Here is a 16,829-nt window from a genome sequence, read left to right as displayed (position 1 = left end):
GTAAATGTTAATTAAAGTAGTAGCTGATTATTGTCTCTCGTATGATGGAGCGCTTGCGCCTACCTGTCTTTTTTGTGTTATTTTATCAGCATGGTTGCTCAATTTCTCCTGAGCAATAGCCTTTTTTCCAGACTCAGCTATGCTTTCATTCTTTAAGCTTTTTCCAACACCTGGTTCTCTAGATTTATCTATACTTTCACTACTTTTATTCAGCGCCTTTTCTAAGTCTCTTTCAATATCTGGTCTCCTGGCGTTAAGCTCATCCCATGTGCCCACTAGTGACTTACGATTCCTATGATCCGGCTTTAGCCTTTCTTCACCTTTAATAACATTAAAGTCACTTTTTGCTTCTTCCCAACATTCTTTCAATTGGTGTTTCCACATAGTGAAGTAAGCATCACCATACTTTTTCTTATCCGCTACAAATAATAAAACTGGAGCCTTAAGTATGGTAGCTCCCATATCCACTAAATTTTTTACTGCCATTGCAGGAGTAAATAAAAGATAACCAAAAGACTTTGCAATTGGGTTTTGTTTACCTATTAAATACTCCCCTAATTTCATAGGAAGAGAAGTCAACAATTTAGTACAAACTTTAGCTAAACTTGTAGCAAAAACGATAGGAACAGATATAAGACTTTTATCTAGCTCTAGATTACCATTCTGATCTCTAATTTCTGAAAAATGGGTGCTTAGCTTCTTGTAATCACTAGTGTATAATAATTCTCCATTTCTTCCTTTTTCATCAACAACTTCCTGAACTTTACCTTCTTTATTTTTTACCTCTTTAGTTAGCACAGAAGAATTAGTTAATTCAAATGGATATTGAGGATCCTTAGTTTTTTCAGCTTCAAAAATTGGCACGTGTTTTTTCAAATCCATTCTCGAAAAGCCTAATGGCTCAAAGTATGACTTATTTAACGAATCTGTAGGAATTTGCTTACCCTGATTGTCTATATAATTGATAGTAAAATAAGATCTATCATTATCTTCATCTTTGGTAACTAAAGATAATCTGAAACTTGGTTGTTCTCCATTCTCATCTTTTTGACCATACAAAAGTTTATAGGTTGGATTTTTATCTTTATCTAGTATAGCATTTCCATGCATATCCCTGTTTTCTATGATTTTAGCAGACTGTACAATTTGATCATAATTTTTTGGATACTGGCATTTCCTTCCATCATACATCATTACCTTTCTAAGGTCTTTGACATAAGTTGTGCTAGGCTCAGATGAAGTAAATAGGCTCCTTACTCCTAGTGTAAGACTTGCAAGCATATTGTTAAACCAGAATCACTATAACTTAATAATAAAATGAGTATGTTAATAATATGTTAACACAGAACCGGTGATTTTACAAGAAAATATGCCTGTAGAAGATAAAGATTGTAAAAGCGAGGGTTATATAAGTAATGCTTGATAAATACTTTATGCATGTAATTGTAAAAATCCTCAAAGGTACGCTATGTATATAATCTTCACACACTACCTGCATTCCAAGAACTGCGTGCCAAAAAATGCAAAACAACAATACAACAAAAAATAAAAGCCCTAAAGGATGATTAATAAATTTTTCACTAAAAGACAAAGAGCTATCAGTATAAAATGCGCAAGAAAATGAATAGATGAACCAAGGAAATAGGAGCAGCAAAATCACTGCAGAAACACGCTGAACCCACCAATGATGTACTGAATTTCCAGATTGACTCATATAAACATAAATAAAAAAGCCATAGTAGAAAGAAGTAACGTTACTGTCAACAGTATAGCACTCCTTGAAACGCCAGTAATTTCTAAATTAAGCCCAGCATCCCACAATAAATGACGAATACCATTAAGAAAATGATATACAAAACTTATAAAACATAAGACATAAGCTAATTTAGCAACAGGAGTGAATAATAATGCATTTAAGTACCTTACTATAAGTAACTCAGGAAAGTAAACATGTAATATGAAATACCAAGAAAGTATCATTAATAAAAGGAATAGCAAGATACCAGTCAATCTATGCATAATAGAGAAAAAACTAGTAACTTGTACTTTATATATTTGTAAATGTGGAGAAAGAGGTCTATCACTCATAAAATTCCGTTATCGGGAAATTAAAATAAAGTAGAAGTAAAGACAGCAGTATAGCACATAACAACACCATCATTAAAAATGGTAAATTATGTGCAAAGCCTAAGGAGGTAATCCAGCTGCAGATTCCCCTACTGCTACCTTGTTACGACTTCACCCCAGTCACCGATCCCACTTTAAATAACTCCCTCCTTGCGGTTAGGTCGTTAGCTTCGAGTGAAACCAATTCCCATGGCGTGACGGGCAGTGTGTACAAGACCCGAGAACGTATTCACCGTGGCGTGCTGATCCACGATTACTAGCGATTCCAACTTCATGCACTCGAGTTGCAGAGTACAATCCGAACTGAGATGGCTTTTAAGGGATTGGCTTAGCCTCGCGACTTTGCAGCCCATTGTAGCCACCATTGTAGCACGTGTGTAGCCCACTCCATAAGGGCCATGATGACTTGACATCATCCCCACCTTCCTCCAGTTTATCACTGGCAGTTTCCTTAAAGTCCCCAGCATTACCTGATGGTAACTAAGGATGAGGGTTGCGCTCGTTGCGGGACTTAACCCAACATCTCACGACACGAGCTGACGACAGCCATGCAACACCTGTGTGAAACCCGGCCGAACCGACCCTATCCCTTCGAATAGGTATAATTTCCATGTCAAGGAGTGGTAAGGTTTTTCGCGTTGCATCGAATTAAACCACATGCTCCACCGCTTGTGCGGGTCCCCGTCAATTCCTTTGAGTTTTAATCTTGCGACCGTAGTCCCCAGGCGGAATGTTTAACGCGTTAGCTGTAATACAGAAAGTAAAACTTCCCATATTTAACATTCATCGTTTACAGCGTGGACTACCAGGGTATCTAATCCTGTTTGTTCCCCACGCCTTCGCGCCTCAGCGTCAGATTTGAACCAGATAGACGCCTTCGCCACTGGTGTTCCTCCTAATATTTACGAATTTCACCTCTACACTAGGAATTCCTCTATCCTCTTTCAATCTCTAGATTAGCAGTTTTAAAAGCAATTCCAAGGTTGAGCCTTGGGATTTCACTTTTAACTTACTAATCCGCCTACGCGCCCTTTACGCCCAATAATTCCGAATAACGCTAGCCCTCTCCGTATTACCGCGGCTGCTGGCACGGAGTTAGCCAGGACTTCTTCTGTGAGTACCGTCATTATCTTCCTCACTAAAAGAGCTTTACAACCCAAAGGCCTTCTTCACTCATGCGGCATGGCTGGATCAGGCTTTCGCCCATTGTCCAATATTCCCCACTGCTGCCTCCCGTAGGAGTCTGGACCGTATCTCAGTTCCAGTGTGGCTGATCATCCTCTCAGATCAGCTATAGATCATTGCCTTGGTAGGCTATTACTCCACCAACTAGCTAATCTAATATAGGCTCATCTAATAGCAATAAATTTTTCCCCCGTAGGGCGTATACGGTATTAGTTGCCGTTTCCAACAATTATTCCGTACTACTAGGTAGATTCCTATACATTACTCACCCGTCTGCCACTAAGTTATACCATAGCAAGCTACAATATAACTCCGTTCGACTTGCATGTGTTAGGCCTGCCGCCAGCGTTCATTCTGAGCCAGGATCAAACTCTCAAATTTAGACTTCAACCTATAAAAGGTTGAGGGTACATCGGATAAATCCGACAAAAAATAATTTAGCTTAATACTGCTGTCTTTATTTCTACTTTAGAAATATTTTAATCTCCAACTATTCAAACAACTTTAAGAATATTATTATGTGATATAATCACTATGTCAATATGTTTTTGCAAATCAAAAGCATTAATGTATAAATATATAACTATTTGGAATATTACCATGAAAAAATACATCTTTCTGCTTGCACTCGCGCCAATGTTAGTTGGCATCACATTATACTTATTGCGCAACATTGATAACACAAAACAATCTATAACTGCAGGTGACAAGTTTTACGAAGTATTATTCTTAAAAAAAGATAATAAGCCGCTGCTAGAAGAAATAGATTCAAATTGGGAGTATTTAGCAAATTTTGAACGCGCATTCAATCATATCTCAGATTCAATGCCAACAGACACAGCATCTATTTATAATGATTTGGCAGATGATAAAGATGCTCCTGGTGTTTTGCGTGAGTTAGCACAATATTTAGAAGTAATGAGCTTACTTCACTCCAACGGTGAAAAAATAAATAAAGACAAAATTGATAATTTAGAATCAAGCACAGTATACCCTTATTCAAGCCAAGAAGCCATCGCTATAGTAAAGATACACAATAACGACGTTAAGGGTGCAACTGAAATATTGCGTTCCCTATTAAATGATAGAAAATGCCCTATCCTAATCAAAGCTAATGCACAAGAATTACTCAGGATATATGGGAGTTAACTCATTGGACTTTTTGCATAGCTTTTGGCAGCGCATTGGATGAAACGAAAAACTTCCTTGACAAGCCTCGCCAGCTCCCTTATCATAAAACTGAAGCTATTTATTTATCTTCGCAATCTGTGCAGGTTAATGACAAAAAACTTAGGGTATTTGGCGTCTCATGTTTAATTTTTCGCACTACGTGCATCGCATGTCTTTAAAAATTTCTGGGTTTTTACCTATATAAGCCGAAACGCGCTTACAAAGCGTTTAAGACAGCAAAAAACGTCAAATTGACAAGGGAGAATTTGAATGCTAGCTACTACGGGGTTTCTTTGCCTTTTTTCCTGCTTAGTAAATTTCTTAAATACTTGCGGTGTAGGTTAGTTGCAAGTTAAAAGCAGCTAAATCGCTCTTAATCAAGCATTTTAGAATAAAAAAAACGCCGATATTTTAGTACATGGTAAATAGCCAACCACCACGGGGTTTCTTTTGCCTTTTTTTTTATTTGGTAAATTTTTTAAATATTTATGGCTAAAGATTGCACGAATGTTGCAATTACAAAAACGATTTCTACTAGGGTGTCATCCCAGTGTCACGCACTGGGATGACACCATTCTTTTTCCTGGATCCAAGTAGTCAGGGCACTGGGATGACAGCTACCCTGACAATCGTCATCCCGCTGCTTGTTAGCGGATACCGCGGCGGTATGACGTAGAAGTTATACTTTTATGCTTACCAACTTAATAAAATTCCTGGATTCCAGTGTCAGCTACTTTCATGACACCAACAGTTGATATTGGTTTGTTGCTTTGCTAGCCAACTACTAGCTATGCCTCAAGTTTCCTATTCAAAATTTTCAATATCAAATCCAATTCATTTGGATTATCATACCGTATCATAACTTTACCCTTAGAATTGTTGTCATTAATTTTGATCTTTAAACCAAGTTGAGAAGATATAGCGCCTTCTATTACTGTCATATCTTGATTTCTAGTATATCTCTGCTCTTTTTGATTGTTGTTTTGATGTAGGTCCTTTATCAGTTTTTCAGTTTGTCTAACGCTTAAGCCCTGAGAAACTATTTTTTCTGCAATACTTTCCGCATTTTCAACATTTATCAACGCTCTTGCATGACCCATAGACAATTTTTTCTCATTGATCATTGTTTTCACCCTATCAGGGAGCAACAACATCCGAATCATATTGGTTATGTGGCTGCGGCTTTTGCCTATAGCTGAAGCTAATTCCTCATGTGTATAGAAAAACTCATCTATCAGTTTTCTGTAAGCTTCACCTTCCTCTATTGGATTAATATCTTGCCTTTGTATGTTTTCAATAATGGATACTTCCAAGCATTCCTTGTCGCTCAGATCTTTTATGATAACCGGTGCACTATCAAGATTTGCAATCTTGCTTGCTCGCCAACGACGTTCTCCAGCTATTATTTCATAACCATCATCATTTGAATCTTTGCGTACCACGATAGGCTGTATAATGCCACTTTTCTTTATCGAATTTGCAAGTTCTCTTAATGACTCCTCGTCAAAATGTTTCCTCGGTTGAAATTTGCTTGGGTGCAGTAATGAGATAGGCAAATGCTCTTGTCGATCTTCTTTATTATCATAATTATCGCCTATGAGGCCGGCAAGACCTCTGCCGAGACGTCTATCATCCTTCATACTACGCCCTCGCTTACTAGTTTCTTCTCCTTACAACTGCTCGCGTGCTTTTTTAAAATTTCCCTTGCCAAACTTATATATGCTTGTGCACCAGGACACTTAAGATCATACACAATAGCGGGTTTTCCATGAGAAGGCGCTTCTGATAACCGTACGTTACGTGGAATAACAGTCTCATACAATGGGATGATAGTTTTGTATACTTTATCATTTAAATACTGGCAAATATCGTTTTTAATCTGTTCACTGAGTTTGTTGCGCCTGTCATACATTGTTAACACTATCCCTTCTATTGCCAAAAAAGGGTTTAGGTTATTTCTTTTTATCAGCTCTACAGTTTTAACTAAATGGCTTAATCCCTCCAAAGCAAAAAATTCACACTGAAGAGGGACAATAATAGAATTAGCAGCAGTCAAAGCATTTATGGTTAGAAGCCCAAGTGATGGAGGGCAATCGATGATTATATACTCATAATTATCGCGTATCTTCTCTAATGCGCTTTTTAGCACAAATTTTCCTCGCTCAAGTTGCGATAATTCAATTTCTGCAGCTGATAAATCAACTACTGACGAAATTAGTGATAAATTTGGAATTTCCTTTATATTGAAAATTGCCGATTCTATCAATTTATTTTCGCTGCTTAGTAGTATTTTGTATATATTTTTTTCTTCCCTACTACGATAAGAAATCCCGAGCCCGGTGCTAGCATTTCCTTGAGGATCAAGATCTACCAATAAAGTGCTTTTTCCCACAGCAGCAAAGGCTGTCGATAAATTTATACTAGTTGTGGTTTTGCCAACTCCACCCTTTTGATTTACTATTGCAATAATCTTGCTCACGCCTTTTATCTTATGTATAAAATAATTCTATTGTATATATGCAAGAAACTTTTGCATTAGAAAATTTTTTTGTTGTTAACCACACTAAAATTAGACTGTCTTTTTTGCTTTGTATAACACACTTTGAACCTTGTTTCCTAATTCATTCAGAGTGAATGGTTTTGGCAAAAAGTGAAAATCTTCTATATTGATGTCATCACTCTTTAAAAAAGCATCTTCTGCATACCCAGAAATAAAAATAACGTTGATATTTGGCCTATGGATCAATGCTTCTTTAACTATTTCTGGGCCGCTCACCTCTGGCATGATTACATCAGTGATTATAAGATCTATGTGTTGACTTTTTTTACTGATTATTTCTAGCGCCTCGCCGCCTATGCTTGCTTCTATTACATCAAATCCTTTCCTTTTTAGTGCTTTAGCAATGAATTCCCTTACTGAATCTTCATCTTCAATCAATAAAATTATACCATTACCTTTAATTTCACTTACTACCGGTCTTTCTATTTCTTCACTATCTTCCTCTCTCAGATTTTCATCTGATATGTAAACCATGGGCAAAAATATGCTAAATTTAGTTCCATGATTTACTTTGCTAGCAACATAGATGTATCCTTCAGTTTGTTTAATAATGCCATATACAGTAGAGAGGCCAAGACCTGTACCAGAGGTAATATCTTTGGTAGAAAAAAATGGGTCAAATACCTTTCCAATTGTATCACTTGTCATTCCACATCCAGTATCAATTACTTCAATCACAACATAATTTCCATGTTCGATCGTTTCCTTGTCTGGAGAAAACATATCCTGAGATGTAGAATTTAATGAGTCAATCTTTTGATTAAAGGTTCGTATAGTTAATTCCCCGCCCTTTTCCATAGCAGCACTAGCATTGACTGCTAAGTTAAGTATAACTTGCTCTAATTGCCCTTGATCAGCCCTAACAGCACCCAAGTCTCTACCATAATAAATGTTAAATTTTATATTTTCACCTATTAATCTTTTTATCATTTCATAAAGATTAGCTATAGTTCTATTTACATCAATAATTTTTGGCTGCAAGGTCTGTCTTCTTGAAAAAGCAAGCAATTGTCTTACTAAATTTGATCCACGCTTTGCATTTTGCTGTATCTGTATTATATCTCCAAAAGATGGATCACCAGCTGAATGCTGGAGTAAAAGCAAATCGCAAAATCCTATTATCCCAGTCAATATATTGTTGAAATCATGCGCAATACCACCTGCTAACTGCCCTATAGCTTGCATCTTTTGATAATGCTCAAGCTTTATCTCTAGGTTTTTGTGTTCAGTATTGTCAATAAAATAACAAAGTATGAAGATCATTTTATTATGAAGAAACTTATTGAAATATATTTTTATGTTATTACCGCCGTTGAGCTGTACATCAAAAGACGCATTATTTATTCTATTACTCGAAAAATATTCACGTATTTTCACATGATAACTATCCAATATCAACGTAAAGATTGAATTATTATCTGACCCTGCAAGCTTTATTAGTGCCGTATTTTTCTTTACAAAGTTGCCGTTTATGTCACATTGTGCAATAGCAATTGATGAATTTGCAAAACAAGGGTGTAATTGATAATCAACAATATTTGATTCGGTTGGTGTTATAAAGCCATATATATAGCTATGGTTGTATTTATCACAAAATATAGCAGTGCTCATATAAGCCTTGAATGGAATACCACTTATAGTAAAAAACAAAATTTCATTATCGGTTGTTGTATTGTTATATTTAGATTGAGATATAAAATCACTGATTGAGCTACCTTTTTCCAGTTTTTTTAGTTCAAATATGTCTAAAAATCTTTTATTTACAGATAAAATCACCCCTTTGGCATTTGCAATGTAAGTTCCTATGCTGTGTTTTTCTATTAACTCTTCATATATCTGCTCCTTGTTTATCTGTGTTGCTTTTAATACAAAATACCCATCTGGCCTTGCTATTGGCACTAATGATAAATTTAAAATCTTATTACTATTTATAGCAATTTGGGGATTATCTGGTATCGGCTCAAAGAGCAAAAGAAAGTTAGATACTCTATTCTTCTTGTTTAAGGAAATGCATACCTGTACAGAAGAGTTATTTTTTAGTGCATGATAGAGTACTTTTTTGTCTGCTTCTGAAACATCTCCTATTTCAAGAATCTTGCCTAACGTAATGTCATCATCTATATGATCTTTAAACCTTTCGTAGAACCTTGCATCAGCATAAATAATACCTTCATTTTTATGTAAAATAAGGCAAAATTCTGTATTATGATTTAGTGCATTTGCAAATATTGCATTTTGAAATTCTATAGTGTTAAGTAGGTATCTGTAGCGTTTTACATTATATATCATAAAGAGAGTTGTTAGAATGCTAACTAATAAATTAATCTCTATATTAATATGCTGACTATATATATCAAAAAAGTAGAGTATCGATATTGCTACTGGAGGTAAGAGCATAATAACTGCCATCACAACAATTGACATTCCATAATTTCTTAGTATGAAGTCAACCCTGTTCTCTTTTTTGTTATCTATGTATCTCTTATTCATTATTGTTACTTGGCATTGTTGTACATACGAAAATGTTCTATTATATTGATTTAATTATTATAGATTTATTAACGTCTTTGATAGATAATTATCATCCAAATCTAATTAAGTTCCTTAAATATCAGATATAACAATGTTAATAAGCTAGCAAGAGGATATTATGGAAAAACAAAAAACACAAGCATTTAAATGGTTCTGTGCACTAAGAGATAAGATCATAGAATCTTTCTTATTAATTGAAAAACAATCATCCGCAGAGCCAAAGATCGAAAAGAGAAAGTGGGATCGCCCAGGTGGTGGAGGTGGTGAATCTACAATTATTTTTGGTAATGTTTTTGAAAAAGTTGGAGTAAACGTTTCAAAAGTACACGGAAAATTTGCAGATTCAGCCATTAATGAAATTCCTGGTGCAAGTGAAAGTAACGGAGAGTTTTGGGCAAGCGGTATATCTTTAGTGTCTCATATGCAATCGCCCCTTATCCCTGCAGCACATATGAACACAAGGCTGATATATACTTCAAAACAATGGTTTGGTGGAGGAATGGATTTTACGCCAATATATAAAAATGAAGAAGATTGCAAGTATATCCATGAATCAATCAAAATGACATGTGATAGATTTGACACCGGATATTATCCAAAATTTAAAGAGCAATGTGACAACTATTTTTTCTTACAACACAGAAAAGAGCCGCGTGGTATTGGTGGCATTTTCTATGATAATCTGAGTTCTGGCAACTGGGAAAACGATTTTGAGTTCACAAAAGCAGTAGGTGAAGCCTTTTTGGAAATTTATTTGCACATCATACGTAAACATATACAAAAATCTTGGACAAAAGAACAACGAGAAAATCAATTAATAAAACGTGGCAGATATGTAGAATTCAATCTGTTATACGATCGTGGCACAAGGTTTGGTTTAATGACTGACGGCAATCCAGATGCAATTATGATGTCAATGCCACCACTTGTTAAGTGGTTATAGAGAGCTGCTATTAGTAGAAAATAAATCATCATAGTTTAAAATTGTACCATGGTAGTGAGCTTTTATATAGGGGGTATAATCATGGGCATAACAGATAATTTTTTAATTAAATCTGTCAAAAACAATGACATAAAAGGTGTTAAACTGACTCTAATTCTCTATGATGCATTAAATAGTTTTAGAAAATTCTTTTCAAAGACTATGTCTCTCAAGAATACAGGATCATTTGATATAAATAATAATCAAGCTTTAAATCAGGCTTTAGGACATGCTACAGATCACAAAATAATGGAATTGCTGATTAATCGTGGAGCTGATATCCACTCAATAGATGAGAATGGAAAGAATGTTATAATTCGTGTTATTGAGAGTTTAGCAGAATCAAAAAATCTAAAATTGGATAGTGAGAAAAACTTACCAGCAGAGATAATTCTTCACCCCACAGTTTCCTTTTTACTAGGAAAAGGCGCAGAGTATTATTCTACAGATGATTTGAATGTTGAAGCTATACAACAAAAACCTCCTAGAACCTCTGAATATGAGCCAATAACTATGTACGCTGAGGTGAACAACAATGTAATACCACCTCAAAAACCTTCTAGAACTTTTGAGTATAAGCCAAAGAGCACTAATTATGATGCTTTGCCTTCAAAAGAGCCAATTTACGCTGAGGTGTATGATGCTAAGGTTAGTAACTCATTAGGGAAGAATGGTTATTTGAGTGTATCAGAAGAATCTATTTATGCTGAAATATATGATTCACATAAAAAATCCACTGAAAATTTATCATTGGAAGATAGTGGTTATTTGAGTATATCAGAAGAACCTATTTATTGCACTATAGATGATCTTTCAGAACAAAAAGCCTACTAGCCTAAAACAGAAAGAGCCAGAACAGTCGTCAGAACCTATTTATGCTAGGGTAGATTTGTCCAAGAAAAGAGCAGAAAGAAAAGCAAAAGACATAAAAGCTAATTCTGGAACTTGCCATGGGTTAGTGCAAGATAAAGTGAATGATTGGCAAGTGAAGCTAAATGAGCTAAGTGCTAATAAGTCGATAAGTCAGCAACAGACTAATGATCAAAAAATTAAGACCAAGGCTGGCTTTAGTGTAGAAGAAATAAGGCAGAAATATGAGCGTAGAGATTCTGGCTACGATTCCGATACAAAAGTTGAACAACAATTAGAATTAGCTCCTAAATCTGAGATAGGTTCAGTGAGTATTGAGCATGGAGTAATAGGAGGCTGTCGATATAAGATTACTGATATATCCCTCTAACTATGTGATTCAAAATAATTGAATTGACTTTATATATGTAATCGATATAACCTAGTTAGATTCAAGTTGACTCTTTCGTCTAGTGGTTAGGACACCACCCTTTCACGGTGGTAACACGGGTTCAAATCCCGTAAGAGTCACTCAAGTAGAATATAATTAAAGTTTTGAATGGGAAAAATTAGGCTCTATGTTGAAGAAGCTTTATCACAAGGCGTGAGTTTAGCACTTAATCCACAACAAAGTCACTATATTTGCAATGTAATGCGGCTTAAGAAGTATGATAATCTCTCTCTTTTTAATGGAAAAGATGGAGAATGGTTAGGAGAAGTAGTTAATATATCGCGTAAATTGACAGAAGTTACACCCAAAGAATGCACTAAACAACAGCAATATGAGGAAAATTTATACCTGTATTGTGCCATGGTAAAAAGTGCTGCTTTGAACAACATGGTAAGACAGGCAACTGAAATGGGAGTAATCTGCATTCAATTTATTTCAACGGAACGTACAGTGGTAAAAAATATTAACCTAAGTAGAGCAAAATTACAAGCAATCGAAGCAGCGGAACAATCAGGTAGGATAAGTATACCAGAGATTTTGCCTCCTATTAACTTTTGTGAGTTACCTGATTCCCAGAGTAAAAATTTTGTTTTGTGTGATGAAACAGGTAAAGCTGACAAAGTGCTGAAAGGCAAAAAAAATGTTGCTATTATTGTTGGCCCTGAAGGTGGTTTTTCATCTTATGAACTTGATCTTGCCGATAAGTTTTGTCAAAAATTGAGTCTAGGAAAAAGAATTTTAAGGGTCGATACCGCTGTGGTTGCTGCACTAACTTTCACCAATTGGTGTAGCTAGATTTTTAAATATGGCTAAGATAAAGAAATCTGGTTCAGTGTTGCGCGCACAAAAACTCTGTAGACTCTCTACGAAGCAGTCTGTTGTTAAAGAGGAGCTAATAAAAAACGTATTCTAAGATAATATTAAATCTTATATTATATTTTTTCTAAAATAAACAAATGAACCTTGCATTTTGCCTGAATTATTGATAGCCTGAGTAAAGAAGTCGGGGCGTAGCGCAGCCTGGTAGCGCATTTGGTTTGGGACCAAAGGGTCGGGAGTTCAAATCTCTCCGCCCCGATGTTAGTATAATTGTAAGAACGCTGTAACATAAGAGCAATCTCCATCAGTAAGCAAGTAGCTGACACTGGAATGACATTATTCACCATGTAAATTATGGCATATTACATTTTAACGCTCAAGTTTATAAAATAATTGACAATGTTAATTTTCTAATTTATAAATAGATTTTGAAATGATTACCGAAGGAGGTATAGAGTTTGATAGAAGTATCAGTCCATTATGGTGATGTAGACAGAGCTCTTCCAGTATTGAAAAAAACAATTCAAAAGGAAGGAAGAGGGTTGAAAATGAAAAAACAATATCATGAAAAAAAATCAGAAAAAAGAGCTAAAAAGAAAGCTGAAGCTAAAAAAAAGAGGTACCAACAAGAGTGCAGAAGGCAGCGTTATGGTTGGTAGTTTGTACTCAAGTTAATAGTTTATCATTGGTTATTTTATGAATATTCACGAATATCAAGCGAAAGAAGTGTTGCATAAATTTAATGTCCCAGTGCCAAAAGGTTTTGTTGCTACATCTGCGGAAGAAGTAAAGACTCAAGTAAGTCAATTAAAATCTGACGTGTTTGTAGTTAAAGCTCAAATTCATGCAGGTGGTAGGGGTAAAGCCGGTGGCGTAAAGCTAGCAAAGTCAGTTGAAGAAGCTCAACAGTTTGTAAAGGACATGATTGGTATGACTTTAGTTACTCATCAAACAGGGCCAAGTGGGCAGCAAGTAAGAAAAGTGTACGTTGAAGAAGGCTCAAGCATTAAGAAAGAGTATTATTTAAGCCTGGTAATCGACCCGAAGCTCAGTAGGCCAATATTCATATTTTCCTCAGAAGGTGGAATGGACATCGAAGAAGTGGCAAAAAATTCTCCTGCAAAAATTGTGAAATTTGATATTGATTCTGCTACAAGTTTTGATAGCAGCAAGTTAAGCAGCAGTTTTCATTTGAGTCCAGAACAAATAGAAAAGATATCGAACATTGCAAAAAAAATATATGATGCGTTTATTGCAACTGACGCGAGCCAAATTGAAATTAATCCACTGGTTGAAACAAATTCTGGAGATTTTATTGCGCTCGATGCGAAAATTAATTTCGATGATAATGCTTTATATCGTCACCCAGAAATTATGGAACTTCGTGATTATGATGAAGAAGTGAAAGAAGAGATAGAGGCTTCAAAGTATGGGCTCAGTTACATCAAAATGGATGGCAGTATTGGTTGCATGGTAAACGGTGCAGGTCTTGCTATGGCAACAATGGATATAATAAAATACTACGGAGCAGAGCCTGCTAACTTTTTGGATGTTGGTGGTGGAGCGAGTAAAGAAACTGTAACTGAAGCATTTAAAATCATATTGTCTGATAGCAACGTAAAGGGAATTCTGGTTAACATATTTGGTGGTATAATGCGTTGCGATATTATCGCAAGTGGAATTGTTGCGGCTGCAAAAGAAATGAGCATTAAAGTTCCTTTAGTGGTTAGGTTATCAGGTACTAATTTTGAAGAAGGAAAAAAAATCTTAGAAGAGTCAGGATTAAATATTATTGCTGCAGATGAACTGGGTGATGCTGCGCAAAAGATAGTAAAAGAGGTAAAATAAAGCATGTCCGTTTTAGTAAACAAAGATACAAGATTAATATGCCAGGGTTTTACTGGTGCACAAGGTACGTTTCATTCAGAGCAAGCAATTGACTACGGGACGAAAATGGTTGGCGGTGTAACTCCTGGAAAGGGTGGTAGCACTCATCTTAATTTACCGGTTTTTAATACTGTAGCAGAAGCCAAAGAAAAAACCGGTGCAAATGCTACAGTTATATATGTACCTGCTAAATTTGCTGCTGCTGCAATACTTGAAGCAATAGATGCAAAAATAGAATTGATAATTTGTATTACAGAGGGCATTCCTATACTTGATATGGTAAAAGTTAAGCGTGCGCTTATCGGCTCAAAAAGTCGATTGATTGGTCCTAACTGCCCAGGAATTATTACACCTGAAGAATGCAAAATAGGAATTATGCCTGGCCATATCCATAAGCGTGGACACATAGGAATTATGTCTCGCTCTGGAACTTTAACTTACGAAGCAGTAGCACAAACAACTGCTGTTGGTCTTGGTCAATCCACATGTATCGGAATTGGGGGAGATCCAGTTCATGGTATGACATTTGTCGACTGTATGGAGCTCTTTTTAAAAGATAACGATACTCATGGTATTGTAGTTATTGGTGAAATAGGTGGAAACGAAGAAGAAGATGTATCACATTTTGTGAAAACAGAAAAAACTAAAAAGCCAATCGTTGGTTTTGTAGCAGGCCAAACGGCACCTCCAGGAAGACGTATGGGACACGCTGGAGCAATCATCTCTTCCAGTGGTGGAAGTGCTGGTGCAAAACTAGAAGTTATGCGGAGCGCTGGAATTGCAATTGCTGAAACCCCTGCAGTGATTGGTAAGAAGGTATTGGAAGTAATGCATCACTAGAATTAGGGTCACAAAAACCCTATATCACCGGTCATGAATACGTTATTTGCCCATTCGATTAATAACTTCCCTCCTGGTAAATCTACTGAAGTCTGTTGGGCAGTCAGATATCTACGTAGTGTGGATGCAACAAGTGCTGCACAGGCTGCACTACCGCATGATGCAGTAATGCCTGTACCTCTTTCCCAAACTCTTAAAGCTATTTCTCCAGACTTTTCAACTTGTGCAATACTAATATTAATTTTCTGAGGAAATAATACGTGATTTTCCAGCTTTGGTCCTAAACTTTGCAATGGTATTTCATTTACGTTATCAACAAAAAAAACTATGTGAGGATTACCAATATTTACTGCAACGGGCTCTTTTAGCATTTCAAGCTCTATAGATAAGTGAAGAGTGTCACACTCAGTAGACAAGGGAATTTCATGCCATTTTAGCAAAGGTTTACCCATGTTAACCTTTATGGATTTATCACCCACTTTAGAACACTCTAAAATGCGTTTGTTTACCAGCTCAATAGTGATATACTCAGTACCTTTTTCTGACATTATCAAATATCCAACACAGCGTGCTGCGTTTCCGCACATTTCAGCTCGACTGCCATCAGCATTATAAATATACATAAAGCAGTCTGCAGCATTAGACATTGTTATAATTATCACTTGATCACAACTGCTTTGATCAGCAATTTGTCTATAGTTCCAGTCTAAATTGTTTGTTGAACGTGAGTCTATGATAACGAAGTTGTTACCAGTGCCGTGCATTTTGATAAAATTTTTAGGACCTTGGCCACTCATCGTAGAAAAATATTTCTTCTATTGGTCTTCTTTTTTTCTTACTTGTTTCAGCACCCTCTTCTTCGTAACCAACCGCTATCACTGACATTACGTTAAAGTCATTGGGTATATTGAACTCTTTCACTATTTTATCTCTATCAAATCCACCCATTTGATGGGCCATTAAGTTCATAGCTGCAGCCTGTAGCATAAGTGCATAATTTGCTGCACCAGTATCGTGATTAGCCCAAAAATTTTCACCTTTGTCAGATTTACGGAAATTCTTAGCGCTTAGAGATATAATTAGTATTTGTGCATCTTTTGCCCATTTTTGATTAGATTCATCAAGGCAATTTAGCAGCTTTTCCCATGCGCTTTGATTGTTCTGTTTGTTGCATATTACATATCTCCAGGGTTCATCACCAAAACATGAGGGAGTCAGCCTTACAGCTTCCATTAAAATATCCATGTCTTCCTGAGATATTGCTCTTGTAGGATCGTATGAACGTTCGCTGTGTCTTGCTTTCATCAACGATAATAGATCTTGTTTACTCATCATTTTTAATTTAATAGTGCATAAATAATTCATTGTAGCACAATATAAGCAAAATTTAAATTGCAAAACCTCTTATACACATATATTACATTCAA

General features: G+C 35.9%; 16 protein-coding genes, 2 tRNA genes and 1 rRNA gene. 10 read left to right on the top strand and 9 right to left on the bottom strand.

Going from position 1 to position 16,829, the window contains the following annotated elements; genetic code table 11:
- Positions 1-27: 27 nt before the first annotated feature.
- The 4 genes from OPR49_RS01495 to OPR49_RS01480 all read right to left on the bottom strand — a co-directional run bounded on the left by OPR49_RS01495 (position 28) and on the right by OPR49_RS01480 (position 3,693).
- Positions 28-1,281 carry a hypothetical protein gene (locus OPR49_RS01495; protein WP_265027241.1) on the bottom strand — a complete coding sequence of 418 codons (1,254 nt, stop codon included), beginning with the start codon at positions 1,279-1,281 and terminating at the stop codon, positions 28-30.
- A gap of 76 nt (positions 1,282-1,357) precedes the next feature.
- A complete protein-coding gene (gene sdhD, locus OPR49_RS01490; RefSeq protein ID WP_265027240.1) occupies positions 1,358-1,714 on the bottom strand; it encodes a succinate dehydrogenase, hydrophobic membrane anchor protein in 357 nt (118 codons plus the stop codon).
- Complete coding sequence (sdhC, locus tag OPR49_RS01485) at positions 1,711-2,088, bottom strand: succinate dehydrogenase, cytochrome b556 subunit (protein ID WP_007548462.1); 378 nt, start codon at positions 2,086-2,088, stop codon at positions 1,711-1,713. Before sdhC ends, sdhD begins: the two co-directional genes overlap by 4 nt.
- A 100-nt stretch (positions 2,089-2,188) precedes the next feature.
- A 16S ribosomal RNA gene (locus OPR49_RS01480) occupies positions 2,189-3,693 on the bottom strand.
- A 153-nt stretch (positions 3,694-3,846) separates the two neighbouring features.
- Here OPR49_RS01480 and OPR49_RS01475 point away from each other — a divergent pair.
- The gene (locus tag OPR49_RS01475) at positions 3,847-4,461 is read left to right on the top strand and encodes a hypothetical protein (RefSeq protein ID WP_006279813.1); all 615 of its coding nucleotides are present in this window, start codon (positions 3,847-3,849) and stop codon (positions 4,459-4,461) included.
- 809 nt (positions 4,462-5,270) lie between these two features.
- Here the strand turns inward: OPR49_RS01475 and OPR49_RS01470 are convergent.
- The 3 genes from OPR49_RS01470 to OPR49_RS01460 form a co-directional block, all read right to left on the bottom strand.
- Positions 5,271-6,122, bottom strand: a complete 852-nt coding sequence (locus OPR49_RS01470) for a ParB/RepB/Spo0J family partition protein (protein ID WP_006279814.1) — start codon at positions 6,120-6,122, stop codon at positions 5,271-5,273.
- Positions 6,119-6,961, bottom strand: coding sequence for a ParA family protein (locus OPR49_RS01465; RefSeq protein ID WP_006280226.1), 843 nt, complete (start codon positions 6,959-6,961; stop codon positions 6,119-6,121). Before OPR49_RS01465 ends, OPR49_RS01470 begins: the two co-directional genes overlap by 4 nt.
- 90 nt (positions 6,962-7,051) lie before the next feature.
- Positions 7,052-9,532, bottom strand: a complete 2,481-nt coding sequence (locus OPR49_RS01460) for an ATP-binding protein (protein WP_265027239.1) — start codon at positions 9,530-9,532, stop codon at positions 7,052-7,054.
- Positions 9,533-9,692: 160 nt separating this feature from the next.
- On the opposite strand from OPR49_RS01460, the gene hemF reads away from it, so the two are divergent.
- The 9 genes from hemF (at position 9,693) to sucD (ending at position 15,402) form a co-directional block, all read left to right on the top strand.
- Positions 9,693-10,517 (top strand): oxygen-dependent coproporphyrinogen oxidase, encoded by an 825-nt coding sequence (hemF, locus tag OPR49_RS01455; protein WP_064124995.1) that lies wholly within the window; start codon positions 9,693-9,695, stop codon positions 10,515-10,517.
- 81 nt (positions 10,518-10,598) lie between these two features.
- Positions 10,599-11,390, top strand: a complete 792-nt coding sequence (locus tag OPR49_RS01450) for a hypothetical protein (RefSeq protein WP_265027238.1) — start codon at positions 10,599-10,601, stop codon at positions 11,388-11,390.
- Positions 11,391-11,445: 55 nt separating this feature from the next.
- Positions 11,446-11,796, top strand: a complete 351-nt coding sequence (locus tag OPR49_RS01445) for a hypothetical protein (RefSeq protein ID WP_245611069.1) — start codon at positions 11,446-11,448, stop codon at positions 11,794-11,796.
- 68 nt (positions 11,797-11,864) lie between these two features.
- Positions 11,865-11,936, top strand: a tRNA-Glu gene (locus OPR49_RS01440).
- A gap of 28 nt (positions 11,937-11,964) precedes the next feature.
- Positions 11,965-12,651 (top strand): 16S rRNA (uracil(1498)-N(3))-methyltransferase, encoded by a 687-nt coding sequence (locus OPR49_RS01435; protein ID WP_265027237.1) that lies wholly within the window; start codon positions 11,965-11,967, stop codon positions 12,649-12,651.
- A gap of 209 nt (positions 12,652-12,860) precedes the next feature.
- Positions 12,861-12,934 (top strand) — tRNA-Pro (locus OPR49_RS01430).
- 199 nt (positions 12,935-13,133) lie between these two features.
- Positions 13,134-13,334 (top strand): 30S ribosomal protein S21, encoded by a 201-nt coding sequence (gene rpsU / locus OPR49_RS01425; protein WP_006279819.1) that lies wholly within the window; start codon positions 13,134-13,136, stop codon positions 13,332-13,334.
- 37 nt (positions 13,335-13,371) lie between these two features.
- On the top strand, positions 13,372-14,523 hold the full coding sequence (sucC, locus tag OPR49_RS01420) for an ADP-forming succinate--CoA ligase subunit beta (RefSeq protein ID WP_151807516.1): 1,152 nt from the start codon (positions 13,372-13,374) through the stop codon (positions 14,521-14,523).
- Positions 14,524-14,526: 3 nt separating this feature from the next.
- A complete protein-coding gene (gene sucD, locus OPR49_RS01415) occupies positions 14,527-15,402 on the top strand; it encodes a succinate--CoA ligase subunit alpha (protein ID WP_264339708.1) in 876 nt (291 codons plus the stop codon).
- A gap of 8 nt (positions 15,403-15,410) precedes the next feature.
- Here the strand turns inward: sucD and dapF are convergent, their stop codons facing one another.
- Complete coding sequence (gene dapF, locus OPR49_RS01410; RefSeq protein WP_265027236.1) at positions 15,411-16,199, bottom strand: diaminopimelate epimerase; 789 nt, start codon at positions 16,197-16,199, stop codon at positions 15,411-15,413.
- Entirely contained in the window at positions 16,180-16,767 is a 588-nt protein-coding gene (locus OPR49_RS01405; RefSeq protein WP_265027235.1) for a nitroreductase family protein, read from the bottom strand. Before OPR49_RS01405 ends, dapF begins: the two co-directional genes overlap by 20 nt.
- Positions 16,768-16,829 lie beyond the last annotated feature (62 nt).

The organism is Wolbachia endosymbiont (group A) of Bombylius major, from assembly GCF_947251895.1.
In the GTDB taxonomy this organism is placed as follows: Bacteria; Pseudomonadota; Alphaproteobacteria; order Rickettsiales; family Anaplasmataceae; genus Wolbachia; species Wolbachia pipientis.
The sequence above is the reverse complement of the archived record's forward strand: the minus strand, read 5'-3'. Positions and strand labels throughout refer to the sequence as shown.